Below are 19,905 nucleotides of genomic sequence, written 5' to 3'. Positions count from 1 at the left end.
GCTGATGATGAGATGATCGATCACTTCGACCTTAAGGAATTTGCCTGCCTGGATAAAATGATCGGTGAGATCCTGATCTTCGATTGAAGGCGTCACATTCCCGCCGGGATGGTTATGGACCATAATCACCTGAACGGCGAGCTTGTAAATCGCCATGCGGAAGGCTTCTCTGGGGTTGATGCCCGCCATGTTGGAAGAACCCAGAGCGACCAACTCGATATAGAGGATCTTGTTCGCTTGATTCAAGCCTACCATCCAGAAGTGTTCCTGACCTTGACCGATTTTATTCTCTCTACGGAGAATTTGGCGCATGATCGGATAAATGTCTTCCGCACTGTTTACGGTGACTTTTTGTTGCTTGCTTAATTTGACTTCCATCGTGGGACCTCTATAGAACGCCTAACACCAAAGCTAAGCCGACACCCGCCACCATTTAGCCAAAAAACAGAACCCAAAAAGCCCGGCGGCGGGTGGTCGGCCTTGAGCGCCGAGTTAGGCTAATGCCATTCCGTGCTCTTTTGCATACTGACGTAGAGCTTTATTGACAGAATCTGAATCAGGAAAGAGCTTGTGCAATTCAGGGGCAATAACCACGATATTCGTTCCTTCCCGGTAACCTTTAACATATTTCCCACGTACCCCTGACTTGATAAGCTCTGCTGGATATTCAGGCCGTAATGTATCTTCATCCTTCATAAGCTTTACGCTCCTGATTTGTCATGCATCGTGCCGAGATGATGTGAATAGCATCAGCCCTTTCAGTGAAAGACACCACGAGATAATTACCTTTTGATGAAACACCAAAAAGCAAATACCGCTCCTCCTCGTAGGAGTGATCTGGATCATGGACACAAGACGAAAAATCATCATTGAATACTTCACTGGCCTCAATGAAGGAAATACCATGTTTCTTCTGATTGGTAGATGCTTTAGTCTCATCCCACTCAAAATCCATTGATACCTTCCATCTGGATTACAAAGATTTTGCCTAACGTCTCGCATGACGCGCGCGGTTTTCCGCGTCGCCGTCCATGCGTGTGTTAGGCGTCGTTTTGGGCCGATTGCGAATCTGCAAAACCGTGATTTACTAGCTCCCTAACTGAGTCGGCCGCCTTCGAACAAGGCGCGGGCAGGGCATCGGCCACCAAGCCGACGAAATCGACCACGCTTGCCGCCAGAAATCTTCGCGCAATCATAACGCAGATCAAGCTATGCCCAACCTCCGCATCGGTCCCGATTCCTCTGCCCTTGGTGTTATCGACACGCTCGATCGCGAACGGGAGCGGGTGCACCAGGTTGGACAAGTACTGATGATCGGCACGTAGATTGGCACATATCGGCACCAAGGTTTCAAAATCCGCCTTGGTAAGATACATGTCGTGCCAACGTGAAACCCGATTCCGTTGCTCGACGCTAAGTTTCTCCAGAACCGCCAAGTCACGGATTCTGCTCTTCTGCGCTGCGATACCCTGCTCGAACTCGGCGAGAAGGTCTTCTTCAGCACTCACCCTACGTTGGAAAGCCAACCAAGTTGAGTTTCGGTGAAGCTGCGCAAGGAGGAACCGCAGTTCCGCTTCCTCCTCAGTTACCTGCTGAGTCCCATAGTAGTAGAGAGCCAAGTAGCCCTCGACAAGGTTTCGGCTCAGTCCGGCAATGGCCGCGAGGTCCCATAGCTCGTCTTCGATGTGCTTCCGCGTATCAGGGCGGGGTAATGTACGCTGCAGCGAGAGAGCTACGACTGTTTGACGCGTGAAGATGCCACTCGCCCTTACGCCCCGACCGTCAGTTTTTATCCCGTGCTGCCTCACTGAGACTGATGCAGCGGCCTTAGCCGCTCTTTCGAAAAGGCATGCTTCCTCGAGATAGGTCTTCTCGAGTTGGGACAGCTCTCTCCTCCCTGCCAAGGAGGGCGGCTTCCCCGAGCGTTTCTTCCGTCGTTTACGGCGCTTCGACTGAGGCATACGGATCAAGGACGCCTAACGTCACCCATAAGCCGGGCCATACTGCGGAATGACAACGGTTCAGAATAACTCCGAGCTCGATGCGCAGTATGGGCTCGGCTTGATGGGCGTGTTAGGCTTTATCTCCATCCGCATTGTTGTTAAGTAACTTACTTTGTTTCTTCTCTTCGTCTTTGGAGCCCAAAGTATTCACTATATCTAAGAGCGTTGATTGTTGTATTTTAACGCCCTCCGCCAGTATTTCACTCCGGGAGCATTTGCGGAGGGTTAAGGCCATTCACGAGCAGGATCTCGACGCTGGTCTAGGAGCAGTATACCTCCCATACGCTTTGGAAAGGAAATATCCGAACGCGAACCGGGAGTGGGGCTGGCAGTATGTTTTTCCGTCCAAGACCATCTCCACCGATCCTCGGTCGAGTATAAAGCGGCGCCACCACCGGGATGAACAGACGTTGCAGCGGGCGATAAAACGGGCGGTGAGTGAAGTGGACCCCAAAAATTGGACAGGTTAGTAAGTTAAGAAAGGGAGGCGAAAGCAACCACGACGAGAGGTATCAACCATGGCAAACAACCGCAAGCTCCACAGTCCGGAATTCAAGGCAAAAGTTTCCCGGGATGCCATTCAAGGGATGAAGACCACCATGATTTATACCCATGTGCTCAATCGCGGCGGCCGCGGTGTGATAAGTCCGCTGGAGTCGTTGGCGTAAAAGACGAACTGCAGACCCCCTAATCGGGGGGTCAGCGAAGATGGGGTTCAGGTCGTTCAGGCTGTTTCAGGGTGGAAACGGAAAATCGAGATTTTACTTTTTCCTTATTTTCAATCGGTTGCAGCTGTAGCCATCCTACGTCTATGCTGGTCGGACGATACAGTATCGAGGGTTGATACGGTTGTTCTACCTCTCCCTTCCTTCACGAATGATATCAACAATTTCCTTTTTTGTAATTTTCGCCTTTATTGAGGGAACATTTAAGGGAGAAATCGCTATTTTTTCAGGAATCAAAGCGAAGGTACACCCATCCTTCCTTCTAATTAAAACTTTTCCGGTATTTTCGGCTTGCTCAAGGACAATCGCAAGTTTTTGCCGAGCTTCTGAATATGTATAGACATGCATTTTATACCTCCAGTGTTGAAATCCTAAGGTTTTGTGCAGTTTCTTTCAATCTTGAATCCAATGTCAGAATTGGTGCTTTCTGTCTCGTAGCACAATCTAACAAATATGCATCATATGCATACATATTGGTTTGTTTGGATATTGACACGGCATTTGCAAAATCAGGTTCTATATAACGAATTGGAATTCTTTTAAAAATTTCAAAACCTTTTCTGGCTTCTTCAAGATCCAGCCTGTTTCTTTTAAACATTGCTGAGAATGCATTTCCAATCTCCCAAGGGATGGAACCTGGACCAATCAGCACATTACCAGTCGTTAATTCAATAATTTTATCTCTTTCCGGCTCATCTACAATGACAGCGATCAATGCGGAGGTATCAATTACAATATCCATTTGGATAACGTCTCCACATAAAGCTCCACTGCTTCCTTCATATTCGCTAACACCTCGTCAAGCAAATCTCCCTGCGTATGACATCCTTTCATTTCCGGGCAAAACGCGTAATATCCATATTCATCTTTTTCAATGACTATACTGGTTTTCATCTTAATCATAGAAATCTGCGCTAATCTGCGGATAAGTCCGATACAGATGCGAAAGGCGGGATGCTGCGCTTTCCCGCCCTAGGGTCCTATTGCTTGTCGCACTTGATGCCTTGATTGGGTGCGTTCTTGAGCCGCCGGCGCATCTCTTGGCTTGACACACCACCCTCCCTGCTCTGTCTTTCGCGCGAGCGCTCTATCAAGTCAACAAACGCGGGGTTCGTACTCAGAGACACGGTCTCCAAGTCTACGTTGGGGACCGCAAGCAGCGCGGCAACTGGACGACCGTGATCCGTAACCACAAGAGGGAGATTCTCCCCATGTGCGGCATATTGCCCCAGGGCCTCCCGGGCTTCAGCGATTTCGATGGTCTTCATAATTGAACCTCTTCCCCACCGATCCGGACCGAACTGCGGATCTTGATCCCTACAGCACGCACCAAGACGCGTTTCTCGGGTTCCTCAACAATATCATAGTACGCCCGGAGGTCGCCGATGTGCAATTCCCAAGGTACTACCGGGTTGGGGCGTATGGGCTTTCGATTCCTCGTCTCTACGCCCGGCTGATGCGCGAGTTGGCTATCTACCGAATCGAGCACGATCGACCTTTGTCGAGCCATCAAAGGCCAGAGATGATCCTCTGCATCAGGTGAATACTCGATGGTATAAGGCAACGGGTAGATCTCCTATCAGGAATGTACCCCACCATCCTACCAAACGAAAGCCCCCGACTCGCGCAAAACAAAGTGGGTGTCCTTTATAGGTCTTGATACGAGGTCTTGATACGCGATTAATGTCGTCTACTCAAAATCTTCGAGTCTAGTAACTTTGCCCTGTCGGGCGTCTTTTCGGGAATGCCGGACAATCTTCTGGAACCGCGGATCGTTCAATAAACGGTACTCAAAGTACTCGTCCTCAGTGGCAAAACCTCTTATCACACCAACGGGCTTACCGTGGTTTGTGATAATGACCTCTTCCTTTGCTGCTTTCTTCACGTACGAAGACAGATGATCTTTTAGTTCGCTAAGTGCGGTAGTGATCATAGCGATTTCACCCCATACTGATCGAGCCAGTTCTCTGTGTCCTCTTTCGGAACAATCGCTAACACGACGACGGTCTCTGCTTCCACATCGTAGAACACCTGATAGTCCTCCAGACGCAAGCGGTACTCGGGGCGATCCACACCCCGTAGCCGCTTGATCCGACTTCGGCTGGTCTTGGTGGGCTCGTGGCGCAGATGTGTTTCGAGCCCATCACGGACGATTGAGCGCCATCGAGCGGGGATGCCCCGGTAGTGTTCCTTCGCCGTGTCCGTCAGGACAATCTCGTAACGCATCCTTTCAGGGTAGCAGGTATCTGGCCAGAATCAAGGCCAGATCGCAGGCCAGAGGAGGGGAGTCTCTTGGAATGGGATTCCCAGCAAACAAAGTAGGAAACAAAGTGGGTGTCCTTTTATTCGATGCCTCAATTCGAAAAACTCAGTTCTACTTTGTCACATTCCATGATGACGCACCGACCTACAAGGAATCTGCCAAACTGATGAGATCCAAAGAGATCAGCAAGTCACCCCGAATGTGACAAAGTAGAAGTAGCAAACAAAGTGGGTGTCCCTTTATTCCCCGCTGGAAACATTTGTTAGAACTTACCAGCAATGGCAGCAAAAACCAAAAGACACATGCTGATACCAAACAATATGCCTGATAAATCCTGAAAAATATAAGATGTCCCTACTATTGATGAGAAGTCCAAACCCGTTTGACCTGCCATTTGAGCAAACGCTTTTTCGGCAGAAAGATAAATTGTGTATAGACCGATCCCGCAACAACCTAATGCAATAATTAAAGTCCCCCATGAACCTATGAGTAAGCCCTTTTGTACATTTGAAGCTGTTTCGAAATTCACAATTTTTTCAGCAAAGGCAACAGAGAACATTAAGGCAGCAGAGATCAGTGTAAGGAAATGTTTTAATAATTCCCTGATTTCCGGATATTTAAATTCAAGAAATACCCGCGCATCTATATTAGGTAGATTGGCACTATGTTGGCTTAATTCATTGATTAATTCTTTCATCTATTCATACCTTAAAGTTCTAACTAAAAGTAGACCTCAAAAACGACGTAAGAAAATACGTCGAAAGTGAGGTCTAATCTGCTTGCCTGTTCGCAACTACCTGTATATATTGCCAGTATAGAGGATAAACCCCTCAGGTACTGACATGGGAAATACCCCCTCCGCCGGAACGCAGACCAAGCCCCGCCTGCTCGACCAGGTGCGGGACAAAATCCGTTTTAAGCACTACAGCATCCGCACCGAGGAAGCCTATGTGGGCTGGATCAAGAGATTCATTCTTTATATATCAAATAATCTCTATAAACGGATTTACTATTTTAACACCTTGAACAATCTGATTATGTTGCATATCCTCCGAGTATAAGATAGTACATTTACTAGTAATTGCAGATACTACAACCAAACTATCCCAGTACGATAATTGATGTGTTGATCTAATAATTGAGGCTTCAATGATCGTTTCTTCATCAATTGGCACTACTTGATAATATCCATAAATATTTTTTATAGCTTGCTGTATTTCAGGTTCGCTGTATCCGGCCTTTTTGATAAGATTAACGCAAATTTCATTTATAATTTGTGTACTCAAAATAATATTGGAGTTGCTTATAATCTCTTCCGCCTTCTTCGTTTTTTTAGATTCAGCAGACATAAAAGCATATAACCAAATATTTGAATCCACAAAAATAAAATTATCTGTCATAGACTGATTCCCTTTTTAAGGGTTCAAAAGCGTTTACTTTTCTTGGTATAATGTCTTTAACATCTATGCCTTTCCCATGCTTGTTCAAAGCATACTTTTTCACCAGAAACTCGTAAAAGTCATAAAGCTCGTTTTGAACACCGATAGGTAGTATAGAAGTATCAATTTTTGAACTTTTCATAATTTTACTCATTAATTCCAAAATTTTAGTTCTACTTTGTCACATTCCATAATAACCCACCGATCTTCAAGGACTCTGCCAAACAACAAGATCCAAAAAGACCAGCAAGCCACCCCAAATGTGACAAAGTAGAATAAAGGTCACAAAGCGGAATCAAACCTCAGAAGTAGTAGTCAAAATCCCGCTCACTACGCTGATAGCGCCTCAAACGAAAGATATGGGCCGGTGCCGTATGGGGTTCGAGCTGGACGAAGTTGCGGCTACCACTCCACAGATAGCGCCGGTTGTCAAGCAGGTCGTGTACCTGGAAGGGCCGCTCCGGCGGGAGGTCGAATTCGTCGATCGGCAGTTTCAGCCAGCCCGATTGGGCCCAGTTGGGATCCAGGTTGACGACGATGATGAGTACTTCCGAAAAATCATCGCTGTGCTTGCCGTAGCAGATGATGTTCTCGTTGTCGACCGGGTAGAATTTCAGGTTATCGTTGGATTGCAGGACTGCGTTTTCTCTGCGGATCTTGTTGACCTGGGCGATGTAGTGCTTGAGGCTGTGTGGCTCGTCCAGGTTCCAGCTGCGGATCTCGTACTTCTCGGAATTCATGTACTCTTCGCTGCCAATCTCCACGGGCAGGCCGTCGCAGAGCTCGAATGGCGGTCCGTAGATGCCATAGTTGCTCGACAGGGTGGCGGCAAGCACTAGCCGGACCTTGAACGCCGGTTGTCCGCCGACTTGCAGATAGTCGTTCAGGATGTCCGGGGTGTTGGGCCAGAAGTTGGGCCGGAAGTATTCCTTGAGGTCGGTGGTGGTCAGGGTGGTCAGATAGTCTTCCAGCTCCCATTTTGAGTTGCGCCAGGCAAAATAGGTGTAGGACTGGGTGAATCCGAGCTTGGCGAGCTGGCTCATGAGCTTGGGGCGGGTGAAGGCTTCGGCGAGGAAGATGGTATCCGGGGCTTCTTTTTTTACGCTTTCGATCAGCCATTCCCAGAAGGAGAAGTCTTTGGTGTGGGGATTGTCGACTCGGAATATCCGCACGCCTTGGTCGATCCAGTAGATGACGACCCGCCTCAGTTCTTCCCACAGTGCTTCCCAGGCCGGGGATTGGAATTCGAGCGGGTAGATGTCTTGGTATTTTTTGGGCGGATTCTCGGCATACTGAATGGTGTCGTCCGGCCGCATCCGGAACCATTCGGGATGCTCTTTGACGTAGGGGTGGTCCGGTGAGCACTGAAAGGCGAGATCCAGGGCCACGGAGATTCCGAAGACCTTGGCCTGGGCGACGAGCTTGCGGAAATCGGCCAGGGTGCCGAGCTGGGGATGGATGGCTGTGTGCCCGCCTTCCGCCGCGCCGATGGCCCAGGGGCTGCCCACATCGTCGGGCTCGCAGACCGGGGTGTTGTTCTTACCTTTGCGGTGGGTGGTGCCGATGGGGTGAATCGGGGGCAGATAGAGGACGTCGAAGCCCATGTCCGCGATATAGGGTAGCCGGCCGATCAGATCATTGAAATTTCCGTGTTCTCCGGGATGGGGACTGCAGGAGCGCGGGAAGACTTCGTACCAGGCGCTGAACTGGGCCTGCTTGGGATCGACGATGACCTGGAGGATTGCTTTGTATCTGGTGGCGTATTGCCGGTCCGGGTGGCGTCGCATCAGGTCTGCCAGCTCGTCGGAGAGGGCGACCTTGATCGCCTCGGCGATGTTCTGCTGGTTGCCGATCGCTTCGATGCAGCGGGAGAAGGCGTCCTGGTCCGCTTTTTCCACAGTGGATGCGCGCGTGGCGGCCTGCTTGACCAAATCCAACCCGATCAAGAGCTCCACGGCGACGTCCTGCGCCGCATTGACCCGTTTTTTGAGATCGCGTTGCCAGGAGGCAAAGTCGTCGATCCAGGCCTCGACTGTGTACTGCCAACGTCCGAGCCGGTCCACCCTGAGCTGGGCCTGCCAGCGGTCGTTGATGTCGTGTTCCAGCGGGGTCTCGGACCATTCGGATTGGGTTTCTTCCTTGTAGCGCAGCACGGCAGCCAGGGCATTGTGGCCGTCCGCTACGATGTCGGCGGTTATTTCGATGACATCGTCTACAATGCGCTTGATGGGGTAACGGCCGCCTTCGATTTCGGGTTGTACCCGGCTGATCTGGACTCGATTGCGACGTTTGACTGACAACTGCTCTGAAACGGAACCTGTGGTTTCCTGTTTGGAAGATGGGGTTACCCCCTCCGTCTCGGCCGGACGTTCGGCCTCCGCATCGGCCTCCGCAACGGAATCTGGGATTTCCGGTTTGGGAGATGGGGTTGCCCCATCCGTCTCGGCTGGGCGTTTGGTCTCCGCAACGGAAGAGGCAGTAGAAAAAGCGGTTTTCGGTTTGGGAGATGGGGTTGCTCCGTCCATCTTGGCTGGGCGTTTGGCCTCCGCAACGGAAGAGGCAGTAGAAAAAGCGGTTTCCGGTTTGAGGGATGAGGCTGCCCCGTCCGGCTCGGCCGGGCGCTCGGTCTCCGCAACGGAACCCGTAGTTTCCTGTTTGGGAGCTGGGGTTACCCCGTCTGTATCGGCTGGGCGTTTGGCTTCTGAAACGGAACCTGGGATTTCCTGCTTGGGAGCTGGGGTTGCCCCATCCGTCTCAGCTGGGCGCTTGACTTCCGCAACAGACCCTACGGTTGCTTGTTTGGGAGCTGAGGTTGCCCTGTCCGTCTCGGTCGGACGTTTGGTCTCTGCAATAGAACCTGCGGTTTCTGGTTTGGGAGATGATGGCACGTCGTCCGTCTTAGTCGGGCGTTTGGTCTCCGCAACGGAACCTGTGGTTGCCTGCTTGGAATATGGGGTTGCCCTGTCCGTCTCGGTCGGGCGTTCGGCCTGTGCAACGGAACCCGTAGTTTCCGGTTTGGGAGACGAGGGTACGCCGTCCGTCTTGGCCGGGCGTTTGGTCTCCGCAACGGAACCTGTGGTTGCCTGTTTGCGAGTCACGTCTTGCTCCCCCTGGATTTGAGTGTTTGCTGGTAGAAGCCGAGGGTTTTTGCGGCAATGCTCGCCCAACTGAAATGGGCTTCGACCCGTTTTCTGGCCTGTTTCCCCATTTCACGGCCTTCTTCCGGAGCACGTAGCAGCCGGTTGACGGCAGCGGCGAGATCCTCCGAGAAGCGCTGCGGGTTCGCTGGCTCCACGTCAGTCTCACCGCGCGGGTCGATGGCAACCAAGAGACCGGTTTGATCGGGAATCACAACCTCGGGAATACCGCCTACCTTGGATGCCACAACCGGCGTCTCGCAGGCCATGGCCTCCAGATTGATGATGCCGAACGGCTCGTAAACGGAGGGACATACGAAGACCGCGGCCTGTGAATACAGGGCGACGATTGCCTCCTTCGTCAGCATCTCCGGGATCCAGACAATCGAATTGGCGGTCTGTCTCCTGGCTTCGTTTACCGCCTGCTCCATCTCTTCACCGATCTCTTTGGTATCGGGTGCGCCGGCGCAGAGGACGATTTGCACCCCCGGATCGATGAAGCGGATGGCATTGACCAGATGGATGATGCCTTTCTGGCGGGTGATGCGCCCGACGAACAACAGATAGGGTATCTCGCGGTCGATACCGTACTGATCCAGCACCTGCGGGTCGCAGGTCGGTTTGTATTGATCCAGGCTGATGCCGTTATGAATGATCCCGATGCGTTCCAACGGAACCTCGTACAGCTTATGGACATCCTCCTTCATGGCCTGTGACACGGCAACTACGCCATCCGCGTTTTGATAGGCCGTGCGCTCGACCCATGAGCTGGCGTGGTAGGCCGTACCCAGCTGCTCGACTTTCCAGGGCCGATGGGGCTCCAGGGAATGGGTGGTCAGGACCATGGGGATCTGCAGCAACTGCCTCACCAGCATCCCGGCCAGATGGCTATACCAGGTATGGCAATGCACGATATCCACATCCGACAGCTCGCCGGCCATGACCAGGTCGTTGAGCATGGTCTCAAGGAACTTGCGGTGGCGAGGATCGACGGTGCGGAATTCCAGCGCCGGGTTTACCCCCGATACCGAGAGGTTGTCACCCTGCTCCTTCTGGTCGCCGAAGCAAAGGACCTTTACCGAATGCCGCCCCTGGTCGAGCTTGCACAGCTCATCGGTCAAGTACTCCACACTCACGCCCGCCCCTCCATAGACATACGGCGGATATTCATTGGTGAGAATGCCGATCTTCATGAGTAATCCTCGACCGCTGGGAAATACGAACGCCTCTGATGGGAATTCTTTTTTGCCGCAAATGAACGCGAATCGGTCGTAAAGGATTACATGACCTTTATCTGTCCACGGGTTACGCAGATTCTCACGGATTTTTCGTTTTTAATCCGTGAAAACCTGTGTAATCTGCGGACAGATCGAAGCAACCGGATCATTTTTCCCATACTCAAACCGAACTTCGGCAGTTCCGCCTTTTACCGTCAATTAATGCAGATGGACGCAGATTCGGAATCGATCCCATTTGCGTTTATTGGCGTTCATTTGCGGCAAAAATAATTCCCTTGGGGCTACTACATCGCATCAAGATGTTTTCTCGTTCTCACGCGCTACGTGGGAACGAGAGAAAGGGTGTTGCAAAAGGCATCGATCTTCGCCCTTTGACCCCCTCTCCCCAACCCCTCTTCCGGCGGGAGAGGGGCTTTTTGTTGGTGCCGGTCCGGAAGCATTCGTGTCAATTCGTGGTGCTTGCTTTCTGGTTTTTGGGCGCAACCGCTTGGTCCGCTGCGGCGACCGCTCGTTTATCCGCGTTTTTGGCACGCGGCGCATCTTCGGCATCCGGCTGCTTGTCCGCATCGATTGCGGCCGGCTCGGGCTCCGGTTCGGGTTCGCGCTTCAATACGATACCGGACAGCGGCGGCAGGGTGACGGCCAGGGAATTGGGCCGTCCCATCCATTCCATCTCGTCGGTCTGGAGTATCCAGGCGCCGTTGCCCATACCGCTGCCGCAGTAGTCCGCGGCGTCCGAGTTCAGGATCTCCTTGTAGACGCCGGGTGCGGGTACCCCGATCCGATAGTGCTCCCGGGGAACCGGGGTGAAATTGATCGCCACCACCAGGAAATCTTCTCCCGCCCGCCGTAGATAGACCAGGACCGAGTTCTGGGCGTCATGGCAGTCGATCCACTCGAAGCCCTGCCAATCGAAATCGTGGGTATACAGGACCGGATAGCTCCGGTAGATCCGGTTGAGGTCGCACACCAGCTTCCGCACTCCCTGATGGAGTGGGTAATCGAGCAGATACCAGTCCAAGGTGTTGGCGCTGTTCCATTCTTCGCCCTGTCCGAACTCGCTGCCCATGAACAGGAGCTTTTTCCCCGGATGGGTGAACATGTAGACGTAGATCAGACGCAGGTTGGCGAAACGCTGCCAGTCGTCTCCGGGCATCTTGTAGAGCATAGAGCACTTGCCGTGCACCACCTCGTCGTGGGAGAAGGGGAGCAGAAAGTTCTCGGTAAAGGCATAGAGCATGCTGAAGGTCAGCATGTCCTGGTGGTATTGACGGTGGACGGGTTCGTGCTCGATGTAGGCCAGGGTGTCGTTCATCCAACCCATGTTCCACTTCAGATCGAACCCTAGTCCGCCGAGATAGGTGGGCTTGGTGACTTGGGGCCAGGCGGTGGACTCCTCGGCCATGACCAGCACCCCGGGGACCTGGCCGTGGGTGACCTCGTTGAGCTCGCGCATGAAGTCCATGGCCTCCAGGTTCTCGCGCCCGCCGTATTTGTTGGGGATCCACTGGCCCTCCTCACGCGAGTAGTCCAGATAGAGCATGGAGGCCACGGCATCTACCCGAATCCCGTCGAGGTGGAACTCCTCGAGCCAGAACAGGGCGCTCGAGATCAGGAAGTTCTTCACCTCGTAGCGCCCATAGTTATAGATCAGGGTGGCCCAGTCCAGGTGCTCGCCCAGACGCGGATCCTCGTGCTCATAAAGGGCCGTGCCGTCGAAGCGGGCCAGGCCGTGGGCGTCCTTCGGGAAGTGGGCCGGCACCCAGTCGAGGATGATGCCGATGCCGTTTTGGTGGCAGTGGTCCACGAACCAGCGGAAGTCGTCCGGGGTACCGAAGCGGCTGGTGGGGGCAAAGTAACCGGTGGTCTGGTAGCCCCAGGAGGCATCGAACGGGTGCTCGGTTACCGGCAGGAGCTCGATGTGGGTAAAGCCCAGGTCCTTGACATAGTCCACCAGGCGCTCGCCCAGGACCCGGTAGTTGAGCAACTCGCCCTCCGGACCGCGCTGCCACGAGCCCAAGTGGACCTCGTAGATGGACAGGGGCTCGTGCAGCCAGTCGTGCTTGGCGCGTTGCTCGAGCCAGTCGGCGTCGCCCCATTTGAACTGACTTTGGGCTTCGACGATGGAGGCGGTGCGGGGACGCATCTCGAAGTAGCGACCGAAGGGATCGGATTTGAGGAAGATATCACCGTTTCCGGCGCGGAGCTCGTACTTGTAGACACTGCCCGCCGGCAGATCCGGTATGAAGAGTTCCCACACTCCGTTGCCATGGACGCGCATCGGATGCGCCCGACCGTCCCAGCGGTTGAAGTCCCCGACGACGCTGACGCGCTTGGCGCTCGGGGCCCAGACGGAGAACAACACGCCGGCGACGCCGCCGACTTCGTGCACCCGCGCCCCCAGCAGGCGGTGGGCGTGCCAGTGCTTACCCTCGCCGAACAGGTGCATGTCGAAGTCCGGCAGCTGGGGCGGGTAACAGTAAGGGTCGTGGGCGATATGCTCACGGTGCTCGTCGTCACGCCAGATAATCCTGTAACGCTTCGGCACCTGCTTGGCGTCCCCCTCCCACTCGAAGACGTCCGTTCCCTCGATCCGCCGCAGTCGGTGGCCTCCTTCGGCGATGCTCACTTCCTCCGCATGGGGCAGCAGCACCCGTACCCGCACTCGCCCCTTTTCCTCATGCCGGCCAAGCACCTCGAAGGGGTCGTGCTGTCGGGCCTCGACGAGCTGCTGCAACGCGGGGGAAAGTTCTGGATTGTTCATGCGATCGTACCTCGTCCGGACCTGAAGGCGGCGACTTATGCGTCAAACTGATAATAATCACATAATTCGCGGCGGAAATCTGCCTGTATTCTCGGTTACTTCCTGTTATCAGTCGCCGGCTGCCGACTTCCTCCAGTGTAGTCACAAAGGCGTAAAGATTCTCTGTAGCACTCCTTGCGGGTGCCCAGCCGGATAGGTCGGTGAAAGACGGCTGCCGGTTATTCTTCCATCTCGACGATGATACCTTCTCCATGCTTGGCTTCGACGATCACCACCTTCCCCATGGTGGGGTGGCGGACCGCGGATACCTTGAACCTCGAGTGCTCTTTGACGGCAATGACTTCGGACTCGTCTTTGAGGTCCTGGACGATTTGGGGGCCGGCATCGAAGAGACGCATTGGAAATCCTCCTCTGGTAAGGTCCGGGGGTAATTTTCGCCCCTATTGGCTGGGGTCCTCCCTCCATCCATACTACATCCTGTATCCGTTCGTATCCACGAGCGCGCAGTGGATACCCCATCCGGTCCGCGCCGGCAACCCATATCCGGCGTTTCGAGCAGGAATCTACGCAGGTGAAGCCGAGAGGTGTCGGTCCAAGTCAATCTATACAGCGGAGACCATTATGGCTAACTCGCCTGGTTTCAACCATTTTAATCCGCAGATTACACAGATTTTCACAGATGAAAAACGAAATAATCTGTGAAAATCCGCGTAATCTGTGGAGGAAGGATGTCGTTATCGGTCCGCACGGCGGACTCTACCCTGCTTCCTGCTAACCGGTCACCGGTGGGGGGTCCCTCGCGGCTGAGGGGAGCTCGCCGCTGGAGTCCGGTAACCGGCGACAGGGCAGGGTATACTTGACCGTCTGTCAACTCGCCTACCGACACCATGAATCTTGCTACGGAAGACATCCGGTTCATCAAGGAGCACCTCGGAGAGTGGCTCGCCGAGCAGTCGTTGGGCAAGCCGCCGGCGGTCTACGAGATCGAGCTGCGCGAGCGGATGGTGCGCGTGGAGGAAGAGCTCAAGCACCAGCGCGAGCTGATCAAGACCATCCTGGAGCAGATGGATAAGCGTTTCGAGGCCCTGACGAGGCGTATCGACCGTTTCATGATCTGGTCGTTTGCCATCACCCTGACCGTGGGCGGTCTCGTCGTGATCCTACTGAAGCTGTTGCCCTGAGCCGAAACTCGAACACCCTCCCCTAACTCCGTATCGATGCGGTTCGCTGTGCAAGATGGTTCTCTATATTAACAAGCTTGGTTGTTCGTTTCTTATCGTAAGCATGTCTATTCCCCGAAAGCTGCGGTTTCACTATTCTTTACGGTTGGAAATGAAGTGAAATTACCTCATCGAAAAATTTCCTTCCGATGTTCTCTATTTTGTCCGTTTTTCCTTGCCCTGATTGTCCTCTCACAACGAATCGCTCGGCTTCGGCGCGATATCCGATTTCTACGATACTTGGAACATTAGGCGCACCAATGTACTCCAGTCTTTCATAATGAAATGATTTAGGGGGCTCCTCCCGTGATAAGTGAAGAGTTACATCTTGATCCTTGAGATGCCGACCAGGCCAACCAAAGAAAAACAAGTAACGCGCGGATCTTTCTCCACTAACGAAATCCACCCGAAAGAACCATGTTTTTTTTGTGGACTCACCTAATTTGAGGCTCAAGTATTTCTCGTACTCCAAAACACCAAAATCTTTGAAATAGACCTTTCCGATCGCGGCAGAGTCGTTCAATAGTTCGGCAGCTTGACGGAAATAACTGCGCAGCAATTCCATCGCGCTTTTCCACACTTCATATTCATTCTTAGATCGAACAGCTTCTTTATGCGAGAATTTCGATGCCAAAGCAGCGGCCCATTCTTCTTGCTCCTTTTGCTCTTTTGCGGCCTCTTCATATTCCTCAAGGCTTTCACTTATGCATTCAATCACGAGAGCGACGAACGGCGATAAATCGGCAGTCTGCGAGATCTCCAATGCATCGTAATAACGCAACCTGTCTTCTTTGGTGATGATGGCTATGGGGTAGCCATATCTCATTAGCAATAAATTCATTAACAACCTTGCTACTCGGCCATTTCCATCGATAAACGGGTGTATGTATACAAACCACGTATGAGCAGCAGCAGCGTATAAAATAGCCTCCAGAAGCCCATAATTTTCACCTATGGATGAAACAGAAGCCAGCCACCTTCCAAATTGATGCATTTCAGACGGAACTGACTCCGGGGCGGGCGGTTTGAATTCCGACCCGCTAATCTCTACTGTAATACTGCGATATTTACCTGCATTGCTATCATCGATGCCTTTCAGCACGAGGTAATGAATCTGTCTTACGTCGGCTTCAGTAATTGGTTTGTCGGGCGATCCCGCCAAGTCCTCCAGGAAATCCAGAGCCTCCTTTAAGTTCTTAGCTTCGGCCTGATCCTTAAGGGGCTTTCCTGTAATCGTTAGGCCGAACTCCACAACTTGTCTTGTTTCTCCAACATTGAGAATATTTCCTTCAATAGCATTTGAATGATAGATACTCTTGATCCTGAAATATCTGCGTATATTGCCTAGTACCTTAGGTGTAAGCCGTCCTGCCTTTCGCATTTCTTGAACACGATCCGAAACCTTCCTAAGAAAAGGCATTTGCGACTCTTCAAAACAATAGGGCGTACCTTCGATATCTTTTGCGAAACTTGTCTCAGACATTACTGTTTCCCGCTTCCCATCGAACTTTTTGTTGTACCGAACGGCATGGCTAGCCGGTCCGATACCGCGCTTACCAATAACTTTCAGCAAGCTGCCGACCGCCCCAGGGACGGGGCAGGCAAGTCGCGAACCGCATCTTTGGACCGCTGGGCGTGCCCGACTGATTGGGCACGGGCCATCCATTGATGCGGTTCGCGCGGGGAGTGCGTGCACTGGCCAGCAAGCTCAGAACCACCGCACTCACCGCATCCTGCACCCTTTACCCAACCCAATGCCATTAAGTTAATTGGGTAGTGGGTAAGTTTCAAGTGAGAACATCCAGCAGTCGATAGTCATCCTGAATTTCTATCACTTGAAAGTTTTCCACTACCAGTTAATTGTTTGCTAATCTGCGCCTTCAGCTCGCCCTACCGTGGCAATGTTTGTATTTTTTGCCGGAGCCGCAGGGACAGGGCTCGTTGCGTCCGATCTTGCGCTGCTCGCGCACATAGGGCCGCTGCTGCTCGGCGCGGTCTGCTGTTGCGGGTTGCTCTTGCTGCCCGGTATCCAGCCCATGGAAGGTCTCGTGCTTGAACTCGAACGCCTGCTCCGGCGCCTCCGCCGCGCCGAGGGGGGGCAGCTCGCCCATGGTCCGAAGCTGCACCTTGGACAGGGTCGTGACGACTTCCTGCTTGATGCCATCCAACATGCTGCTGAACAGCTCGAAGGCCTCCCGTTTGTATTCCTGCTTCGGGTTCTTCTGGGCATAGCCGCGCAGGTGGATACCCTGACGCAGGTAATCCATGGCCGCCAGATGGTCCTTCCATTGGGTGTCGAGGGTCTGTAGCATCAGGGTTTTCTCGAGCTGGCGCATGATGTCCGCACCCACGGTCCCTTCCTTTTCCCCATACTGGGCGGTGACCTCATCGCTGATGCGCGCGCGCAGGGTCTCCTCGTGCAGGTCCTGATCCCGGTCCAGCCATGTGCCGATCGGCCACTCACCGCCGAAGCCCTCGGCCAGGGCCTGCTCCAGGCCGGGGACGTCCCATTGCTCTTCCAAGCTCTGGGGCAGTATGTGACTATCGATGGTCCGTGCGAGCACGTCGGCACGCATGGCCGCGACCGTATCGGAGACATCCGTGGCGTCCATCAGATCGCGGCGCTGCCGGTAGATGACCTTGCGCTGGTCGTTGGCCACGTCGTCGTATTCCAGCAGCTGCTTGCGGATGTCGAAGTTGCGTCCCTCGACCTTGCGCTGGGCGTTCTCAATCGCCTTGGTGACCCAGGGGTGCTCGATGGCTTCTCCCTCCTCCATGCCGAGCTTTTGCATCATGTTGCCGACGCGCTCGGAGGCGAAGATGCGCATCAGGTTGTCCTCCAGGGAGAGGAAGAAACGGCTGGATCCCGGATCGCCCTGACGGCCGGAACGGCCCCGCAGCTGGTTGTCGATGCGCCGTGACTCGTGGCGCTCGGTGCCTACCACATGCAGCCCGCCGGCGGTGATGACCGCGTCGTGACGCTGTTTCCAGTCCGCGCGGATGGTCTCCTCGGCGCCTGAATCGGTGTTGTCATCGAGCTCGGCCTCCAAGTTGCCGCCCAAGACGATGTCCGTCCCGCGACCGGCCATGTTGGTGGCGATGGTGACCGTACCCGGACGCCCGGCCTGGGCGATAATGCCCGCCTCGCGCTCGTGCTGCTTGGCATTGAGCACCTGGTGCGGGATCTTCTCCTTGACCAGGAGCCCGGCGATGAGCTCCGAGGTCTCGATGGAGGCCGTGCCCACCAGCACCGGCTGCCCCCGCTCCACGCAGTCACGGATGTCTTCGACGATGGCCCGGTATTTCTCCTGCTGGGTGAGGTAGACCAGATCCCCCATGTCCGCGCGGATCATGGGCACATTGGTGGGGATCACCACCACCTCCAGACCATAGATCTGCTGGAACTCGAAGGCCTCGGTATCGGCGGTGCCCGTCATGCCCGAGAGCTTGGGGTACAGGCGGAACAGGTTCTGAAAGGTAATGGCGGCCAGGGTCTGGTTCTCCTGTTGGACCTGGACCCTCTCCTTGGCCTCCACGGCCTGGTGCAGACCCTCCGACCAGCGCCGCCCCGGCATGGTGCGGCCGGTGAACTCATCGACGATGACGATCTGGCCGTCCTTGACGATATAGTCCACGTTCTTCCGGAACAGGGCGTGGGCCCGCAGGGCGGCGTAGACGTGATGCATCAGGACGATGTTGGCCGGATCGTACAGGCTCTCGCCCTCACCTAGCAGGCCCAGCTCGGCCAGCATCTCTTCCACCTTCTGATGGCCGTCTTCACTGAGGTAGAGCTGGCGTGCCTTCTCGTCCACGGAGAAATCTCCGGGGCCGAAATCCGGTTGCCCTTCGGCGTTGGTGATGGGGTCCTGGCGCGTAAGGCTCGGAATGATCTGGTCGATCTGCTGGTAGAGGTCGGTGCTGCCCTCCGAGGGGCCGGAGATAATCAGAGGCGTGCGGGCCTCGTCGATGAGGATGGAGTCCACCTCGTCCACGATGGCGTAGTAGGGATCGCGCTGCACCCGCTGCTCGGCCTCGAAGGCCATATTGTCACGCAGGTAATCGAATCCGAACTCGTTGTTGGTGCCGTAGGTGATGTCGGCGGCGTAGGTCTCCCGGCGCGTGACCGGACGCATATGCCGATAACCCTGGCCCGCGGGCGGCTCGTAGCCCGGATCATAGAAGTAGGAGGCGGCATCCGGCCCCAGGCCCCCGGAGGAGTTGATCACCCCCACGGTGAGACCCAGGAAGCGATAGATCTTGCCCATCCACTCCGCATCGCGGCGGGCCAGGTAATCGTTCACCGTGATCACGTGCACGCCCTGCTCAGGTAAGGCGTTCAGGTAGGCGGTAAGCGTAGCCACCAAGGTCTTACCCTCACCGGTGCGCATCTCAGCGATCTTGCCGTCGTTCAAGACCATGCCCCCGATGAGCTGGACATCGAAATGTCGCATACCCAGTACGCGCCGGCCCGCCTCGCGCACCACGGCAAAGGCCTCGGGGAGGAGGTCCGCCAGGCTACTGCCCGCTGTCAGGCGGTGGCGGAACTCGCCGGTCTTCGCCTGTAACTCGGCATCGGCGAGCTGCTCGATCCGAGGCTCTAAGGCATTGATTTGGGCGACCTGCTTCGACATCCGCTTGACCAAGCGTTCGTTGCGGCTGCCGAAGGCCTTCTTGAGCAGATTGTTGATCATCTCTTGCTATCCCTTTATCCGCAGATTACGCAGACTTTCACAGATGATAAACGAAACAATCTGTGAAAATCTGCGTAATCTGTGGATTAAAAAGGGGTAGTGGTTAATGTCTAAGTTGGAACATGACCAACAGCACTGGCCGCTATGCCCCCTCTCCCTGGGAGGGTGTCGCAACAGCCCCTCTCCCGGTCTCTGGTTCCCAGGCAGCGCCTGGGAACCAGAAAAATAAGCATGACTGATGACCATTTGGAGCGGTAACTCGGCATTCAGGTTCTAGCCGGTAACCAGAAAAGCCGACAAAATGTCAGCGGTCTCAGGGGCCGACAGGATGTCGGCGGTCCCGGGCCGGCTGGGACCGCCGTCTTTCAGACGGCTTACGCACCCAATGACCAGCTGTCGGCAACGGTCAGAGCAGACGCCTTCTG

General features: G+C 54.3%; 23 protein-coding genes. 3 read left to right on the top strand and 20 right to left on the bottom strand.

What is annotated here, in order from left to right; genetic code table 11:
• The 4 genes from BQ17_RS19515 to BQ17_RS19500 form a co-directional block, all read right to left on the bottom strand.
• A partial coding sequence (locus tag BQ17_RS19515) for a JAB domain-containing protein (protein WP_176722524.1) occupies window positions 1–378 on the bottom strand: 378 nt, incomplete at its 3' end.
• 114 nt (window positions 379–492) lie between these two features.
• Window positions 493–696, bottom strand: a complete 204-nt coding sequence (locus tag BQ17_RS19510) for a hypothetical protein (RefSeq protein WP_089729995.1) — start codon at window positions 694–696, stop codon at window positions 493–495.
• Window positions 686–955 carry a BrnT family toxin gene (locus BQ17_RS19505; protein WP_089729993.1) on the bottom strand — a complete coding sequence of 90 codons (270 nt, stop codon included), beginning with the start codon at window positions 953–955 and terminating at the stop codon, window positions 686–688. Before BQ17_RS19505 ends, BQ17_RS19510 begins: the two co-directional genes overlap by 11 nt.
• A gap of 85 nt (window positions 956–1,040) precedes the next feature.
• A complete protein-coding gene (locus BQ17_RS19500) occupies window positions 1,041–1,619 on the bottom strand; it encodes a hypothetical protein (protein WP_141699390.1) in 579 nt (192 codons plus the stop codon).
• Window positions 1,620–2,521: 902 nt separating this feature from the next.
• On the opposite strand from BQ17_RS19500, the gene BQ17_RS22210 reads away from it, so the two are divergent.
• Window positions 2,522–2,671, top strand: a complete 150-nt coding sequence (locus BQ17_RS22210; RefSeq protein WP_176722523.1) for a hypothetical protein — start codon at window positions 2,522–2,524, stop codon at window positions 2,669–2,671.
• 186 nt (window positions 2,672–2,857) lie between these two features.
• On the opposite strand, the gene BQ17_RS19495 is transcribed toward BQ17_RS22210, so the two are convergent.
• From BQ17_RS19495 to BQ17_RS19460, 8 genes are all read right to left on the bottom strand, one after another.
• Window positions 2,858–3,076: a type II toxin-antitoxin system Phd/YefM family antitoxin gene (locus tag BQ17_RS19495; RefSeq protein ID WP_089729989.1), complete on the bottom strand. Its 219-nt coding sequence runs from the start codon at window positions 3,074–3,076 to the stop codon at window positions 2,858–2,860.
• A gap of 1 nt (window position 3,077) precedes the next feature.
• A complete protein-coding gene (locus BQ17_RS19490; protein ID WP_089729987.1) occupies window positions 3,078–3,470 on the bottom strand; it encodes a type II toxin-antitoxin system VapC family toxin in 393 nt (130 codons plus the stop codon).
• Window positions 3,458–3,622: a type II toxin-antitoxin system HicB family antitoxin gene (locus tag BQ17_RS24470; RefSeq protein WP_369406493.1), complete on the bottom strand. Its 165-nt coding sequence runs from the start codon at window positions 3,620–3,622 to the stop codon at window positions 3,458–3,460. The genes BQ17_RS19490 and BQ17_RS24470 overlap by 13 nt, the downstream gene beginning before the upstream one ends.
• An 86-nt stretch (window positions 3,623–3,708) precedes the next feature.
• On the bottom strand, window positions 3,709–3,996 hold the full coding sequence (locus BQ17_RS19480; protein WP_089729985.1) for a type II toxin-antitoxin system Phd/YefM family antitoxin: 288 nt from the start codon (window positions 3,994–3,996) through the stop codon (window positions 3,709–3,711).
• Window positions 3,993–4,292, bottom strand: a complete 300-nt coding sequence (locus BQ17_RS21170) for a type II toxin-antitoxin system RelE family toxin (RefSeq protein WP_141699389.1) — start codon at window positions 4,290–4,292, stop codon at window positions 3,993–3,995. The genes BQ17_RS19480 and BQ17_RS21170 overlap by 4 nt, the downstream gene beginning before the upstream one ends.
• Window positions 4,293–4,418: 126 nt before the next feature.
• The gene (locus BQ17_RS19470; RefSeq protein ID WP_089729981.1) at window positions 4,419–4,661 is read right to left on the bottom strand and encodes a type II toxin-antitoxin system Phd/YefM family antitoxin; all 243 of its coding nucleotides are present in this window, start codon (window positions 4,659–4,661) and stop codon (window positions 4,419–4,421) included.
• Complete coding sequence (locus BQ17_RS19465; RefSeq protein WP_089729978.1) at window positions 4,658–4,954, bottom strand: type II toxin-antitoxin system RelE family toxin; 297 nt, start codon at window positions 4,952–4,954, stop codon at window positions 4,658–4,660. The genes BQ17_RS19470 and BQ17_RS19465 overlap by 4 nt, the downstream gene beginning before the upstream one ends.
• Window positions 4,955–5,253: 299 nt before the next feature.
• The gene (locus BQ17_RS19460; RefSeq protein WP_089729976.1) at window positions 5,254–5,688 is read right to left on the bottom strand and encodes a hypothetical protein; all 435 of its coding nucleotides are present in this window, start codon (window positions 5,686–5,688) and stop codon (window positions 5,254–5,256) included.
• Between the two features lie 145 nt (window positions 5,689–5,833).
• Between BQ17_RS19460 and BQ17_RS19455 the strand changes: the two genes are divergently transcribed.
• Window positions 5,834–6,052, top strand: a complete 219-nt coding sequence (locus tag BQ17_RS19455) for a phage integrase N-terminal SAM-like domain-containing protein (RefSeq protein WP_089729974.1) — start codon at window positions 5,834–5,836, stop codon at window positions 6,050–6,052.
• Here the strand turns inward: BQ17_RS19455 and BQ17_RS19450 are convergent.
• The 6 genes from BQ17_RS19450 to BQ17_RS19425 all read right to left on the bottom strand — a co-directional run bounded on the left by BQ17_RS19450 (window position 5,975) and on the right by BQ17_RS19425 (window position 13,967).
• Window positions 5,975–6,391, bottom strand: coding sequence for a PIN domain-containing protein (locus BQ17_RS19450; protein ID WP_089729972.1), 417 nt, complete (start codon window positions 6,389–6,391; stop codon window positions 5,975–5,977). The two genes, BQ17_RS19455 and BQ17_RS19450, sit on opposite strands and share 78 nt — an antisense overlap.
• Window positions 6,381–6,572 carry a hypothetical protein gene (locus BQ17_RS19445; protein WP_141699388.1) on the bottom strand — a complete coding sequence of 64 codons (192 nt, stop codon included), beginning with the start codon at window positions 6,570–6,572 and terminating at the stop codon, window positions 6,381–6,383. The genes BQ17_RS19450 and BQ17_RS19445 overlap by 11 nt, the downstream gene beginning before the upstream one ends.
• A gap of 160 nt (window positions 6,573–6,732) precedes the next feature.
• Window positions 6,733–8,730 (bottom strand): alpha-1,4-glucan--maltose-1-phosphate maltosyltransferase, encoded by a 1,998-nt coding sequence (locus BQ17_RS19440; RefSeq protein ID WP_256091684.1) that lies wholly within the window; start codon window positions 8,728–8,730, stop codon window positions 6,733–6,735.
• Window positions 8,731–9,524: 794 nt separating this feature from the next.
• Window positions 9,525–10,760 carry a glycogen synthase gene (glgA, locus tag BQ17_RS19435; protein WP_089729966.1) on the bottom strand — a complete coding sequence of 412 codons (1,236 nt, stop codon included), beginning with the start codon at window positions 10,758–10,760 and terminating at the stop codon, window positions 9,525–9,527.
• Between the two features lie 490 nt (window positions 10,761–11,250).
• On the bottom strand, window positions 11,251–13,569 hold the full coding sequence (glgB, locus tag BQ17_RS19430; RefSeq protein ID WP_089729964.1) for a 1,4-alpha-glucan branching protein GlgB: 2,319 nt from the start codon (window positions 13,567–13,569) through the stop codon (window positions 11,251–11,253).
• A gap of 218 nt (window positions 13,570–13,787) precedes the next feature.
• Window positions 13,788–13,967 carry a hypothetical protein gene (locus BQ17_RS19425; protein ID WP_089729962.1) on the bottom strand — a complete coding sequence of 60 codons (180 nt, stop codon included), beginning with the start codon at window positions 13,965–13,967 and terminating at the stop codon, window positions 13,788–13,790.
• 489 nt (window positions 13,968–14,456) lie between these two features.
• Here BQ17_RS19425 and BQ17_RS19420 point away from each other — a divergent pair, with 489 nt between their 5' ends.
• Window positions 14,457–14,750 carry a hypothetical protein gene (locus BQ17_RS19420; protein ID WP_089729961.1) on the top strand — a complete coding sequence of 98 codons (294 nt, stop codon included), beginning with the start codon at window positions 14,457–14,459 and terminating at the stop codon, window positions 14,748–14,750.
• Between the two features lie 139 nt (window positions 14,751–14,889).
• Here BQ17_RS19420 and BQ17_RS19415 read toward each other — a convergent pair whose 3' ends face one another.
• Both BQ17_RS19415 and secA read right to left on the bottom strand, forming a co-directional pair.
• On the bottom strand, window positions 14,890–16,362 hold the full coding sequence (locus BQ17_RS19415; RefSeq protein WP_176722522.1) for a Fic family protein: 1,473 nt from the start codon (window positions 16,360–16,362) through the stop codon (window positions 14,890–14,892).
• A 307-nt stretch (window positions 16,363–16,669) separates the two neighbouring features.
• Window positions 16,670–19,480, bottom strand: coding sequence for a preprotein translocase subunit SecA (gene secA / locus BQ17_RS19410; RefSeq protein ID WP_089729956.1), 2,811 nt, complete (start codon window positions 19,478–19,480; stop codon window positions 16,670–16,672).
• Between the last annotated feature and the right edge of the window lie 425 nt (window positions 19,481–19,905).

The organism is Candidatus Thiosymbion oneisti, assembly GCF_900092655.1.
GTDB lineage: Bacteria > Pseudomonadota > Gammaproteobacteria > Chromatiales > Chromatiaceae > Thiosymbion > Thiosymbion oneisti.
The sequence above is the reverse complement of the archived record's forward strand: the minus strand, read 5'-3'. Positions and strand labels throughout refer to the sequence as shown.

What these genes read in the sequence shown, in the direction of transcription:
- BQ17_RS19505 (WP_089729993.1), bottom strand. Translation starts at nt 955, where the DNA reads ATGGATTTTGAGTGGGATGAGACTAAAGCATCTACCAATCAGAAGAAA.
- BQ17_RS19450 (WP_089729972.1), bottom strand. Translation starts at nt 6,391, where the DNA reads ATGACAGATAATTTTATTTTTGTGGATTCAAATATTTGGTTATATGCT.
- BQ17_RS19465 (WP_089729978.1), bottom strand. Translation starts at nt 4,954, where the DNA reads ATGCGTTACGAGATTGTCCTGACGGACACGGCGAAGGAACACTACCGG.
- glgA (WP_089729966.1), bottom strand. Translation starts at nt 10,760, where the DNA reads ATGAAGATCGGCATTCTCACCAATGAATATCCGCCGTATGTCTATGGA.
- glgB (WP_089729964.1), bottom strand. Translation starts at nt 13,569, where the DNA reads ATGAACAATCCAGAACTTTCCCCCGCGTTGCAGCAGCTCGTCGAGGCC.
- BQ17_RS19455 (WP_089729974.1), top strand. Translation starts at nt 5,834, where the DNA reads ATGGGAAATACCCCCTCCGCCGGAACGCAGACCAAGCCCCGCCTGCTC.
- BQ17_RS19420 (WP_089729961.1), top strand. Translation starts at nt 14,457, where the DNA reads ATGAATCTTGCTACGGAAGACATCCGGTTCATCAAGGAGCACCTCGGA.
- BQ17_RS19510 (WP_089729995.1), bottom strand. Translation starts at nt 696, where the DNA reads ATGAAGGATGAAGATACATTACGGCCTGAATATCCAGCAGAGCTTATC.
- BQ17_RS19495 (WP_089729989.1), bottom strand. Translation starts at nt 3,076, where the DNA reads ATGCATGTCTATACATATTCAGAAGCTCGGCAAAAACTTGCGATTGTC.
- secA (WP_089729956.1), bottom strand. Translation starts at nt 19,480, where the DNA reads ATGATCAACAATCTGCTCAAGAAGGCCTTCGGCAGCCGCAACGAACGC.
- BQ17_RS19460 (WP_089729976.1), bottom strand. Translation starts at nt 5,688, where the DNA reads ATGAAAGAATTAATCAATGAATTAAGCCAACATAGTGCCAATCTACCT.
- BQ17_RS19445 (WP_141699388.1), bottom strand. Translation starts at nt 6,572, where the DNA reads ATGAAAAGTTCAAAAATTGATACTTCTATACTACCTATCGGTGTTCAA.
- BQ17_RS22210 (WP_176722523.1), top strand. Translation starts at nt 2,522, where the DNA reads ATGGCAAACAACCGCAAGCTCCACAGTCCGGAATTCAAGGCAAAAGTT.
- BQ17_RS19470 (WP_089729981.1), bottom strand. Translation starts at nt 4,661, where the DNA reads ATGATCACTACCGCACTTAGCGAACTAAAAGATCATCTGTCTTCGTAC.
- BQ17_RS24470 (WP_369406493.1), bottom strand. Translation starts at nt 3,622, where the DNA reads ATGAAAACCAGTATAGTCATTGAAAAAGATGAATATGGATATTACGCG.
- BQ17_RS19490 (WP_089729987.1), bottom strand. Translation starts at nt 3,470, where the DNA reads ATGGATATTGTAATTGATACCTCCGCATTGATCGCTGTCATTGTAGAT.
- BQ17_RS19480 (WP_089729985.1), bottom strand. Translation starts at nt 3,996, where the DNA reads ATGAAGACCATCGAAATCGCTGAAGCCCGGGAGGCCCTGGGGCAATAT.
- BQ17_RS19425 (WP_089729962.1), bottom strand. Translation starts at nt 13,967, where the DNA reads ATGCGTCTCTTCGATGCCGGCCCCCAAATCGTCCAGGACCTCAAAGAC.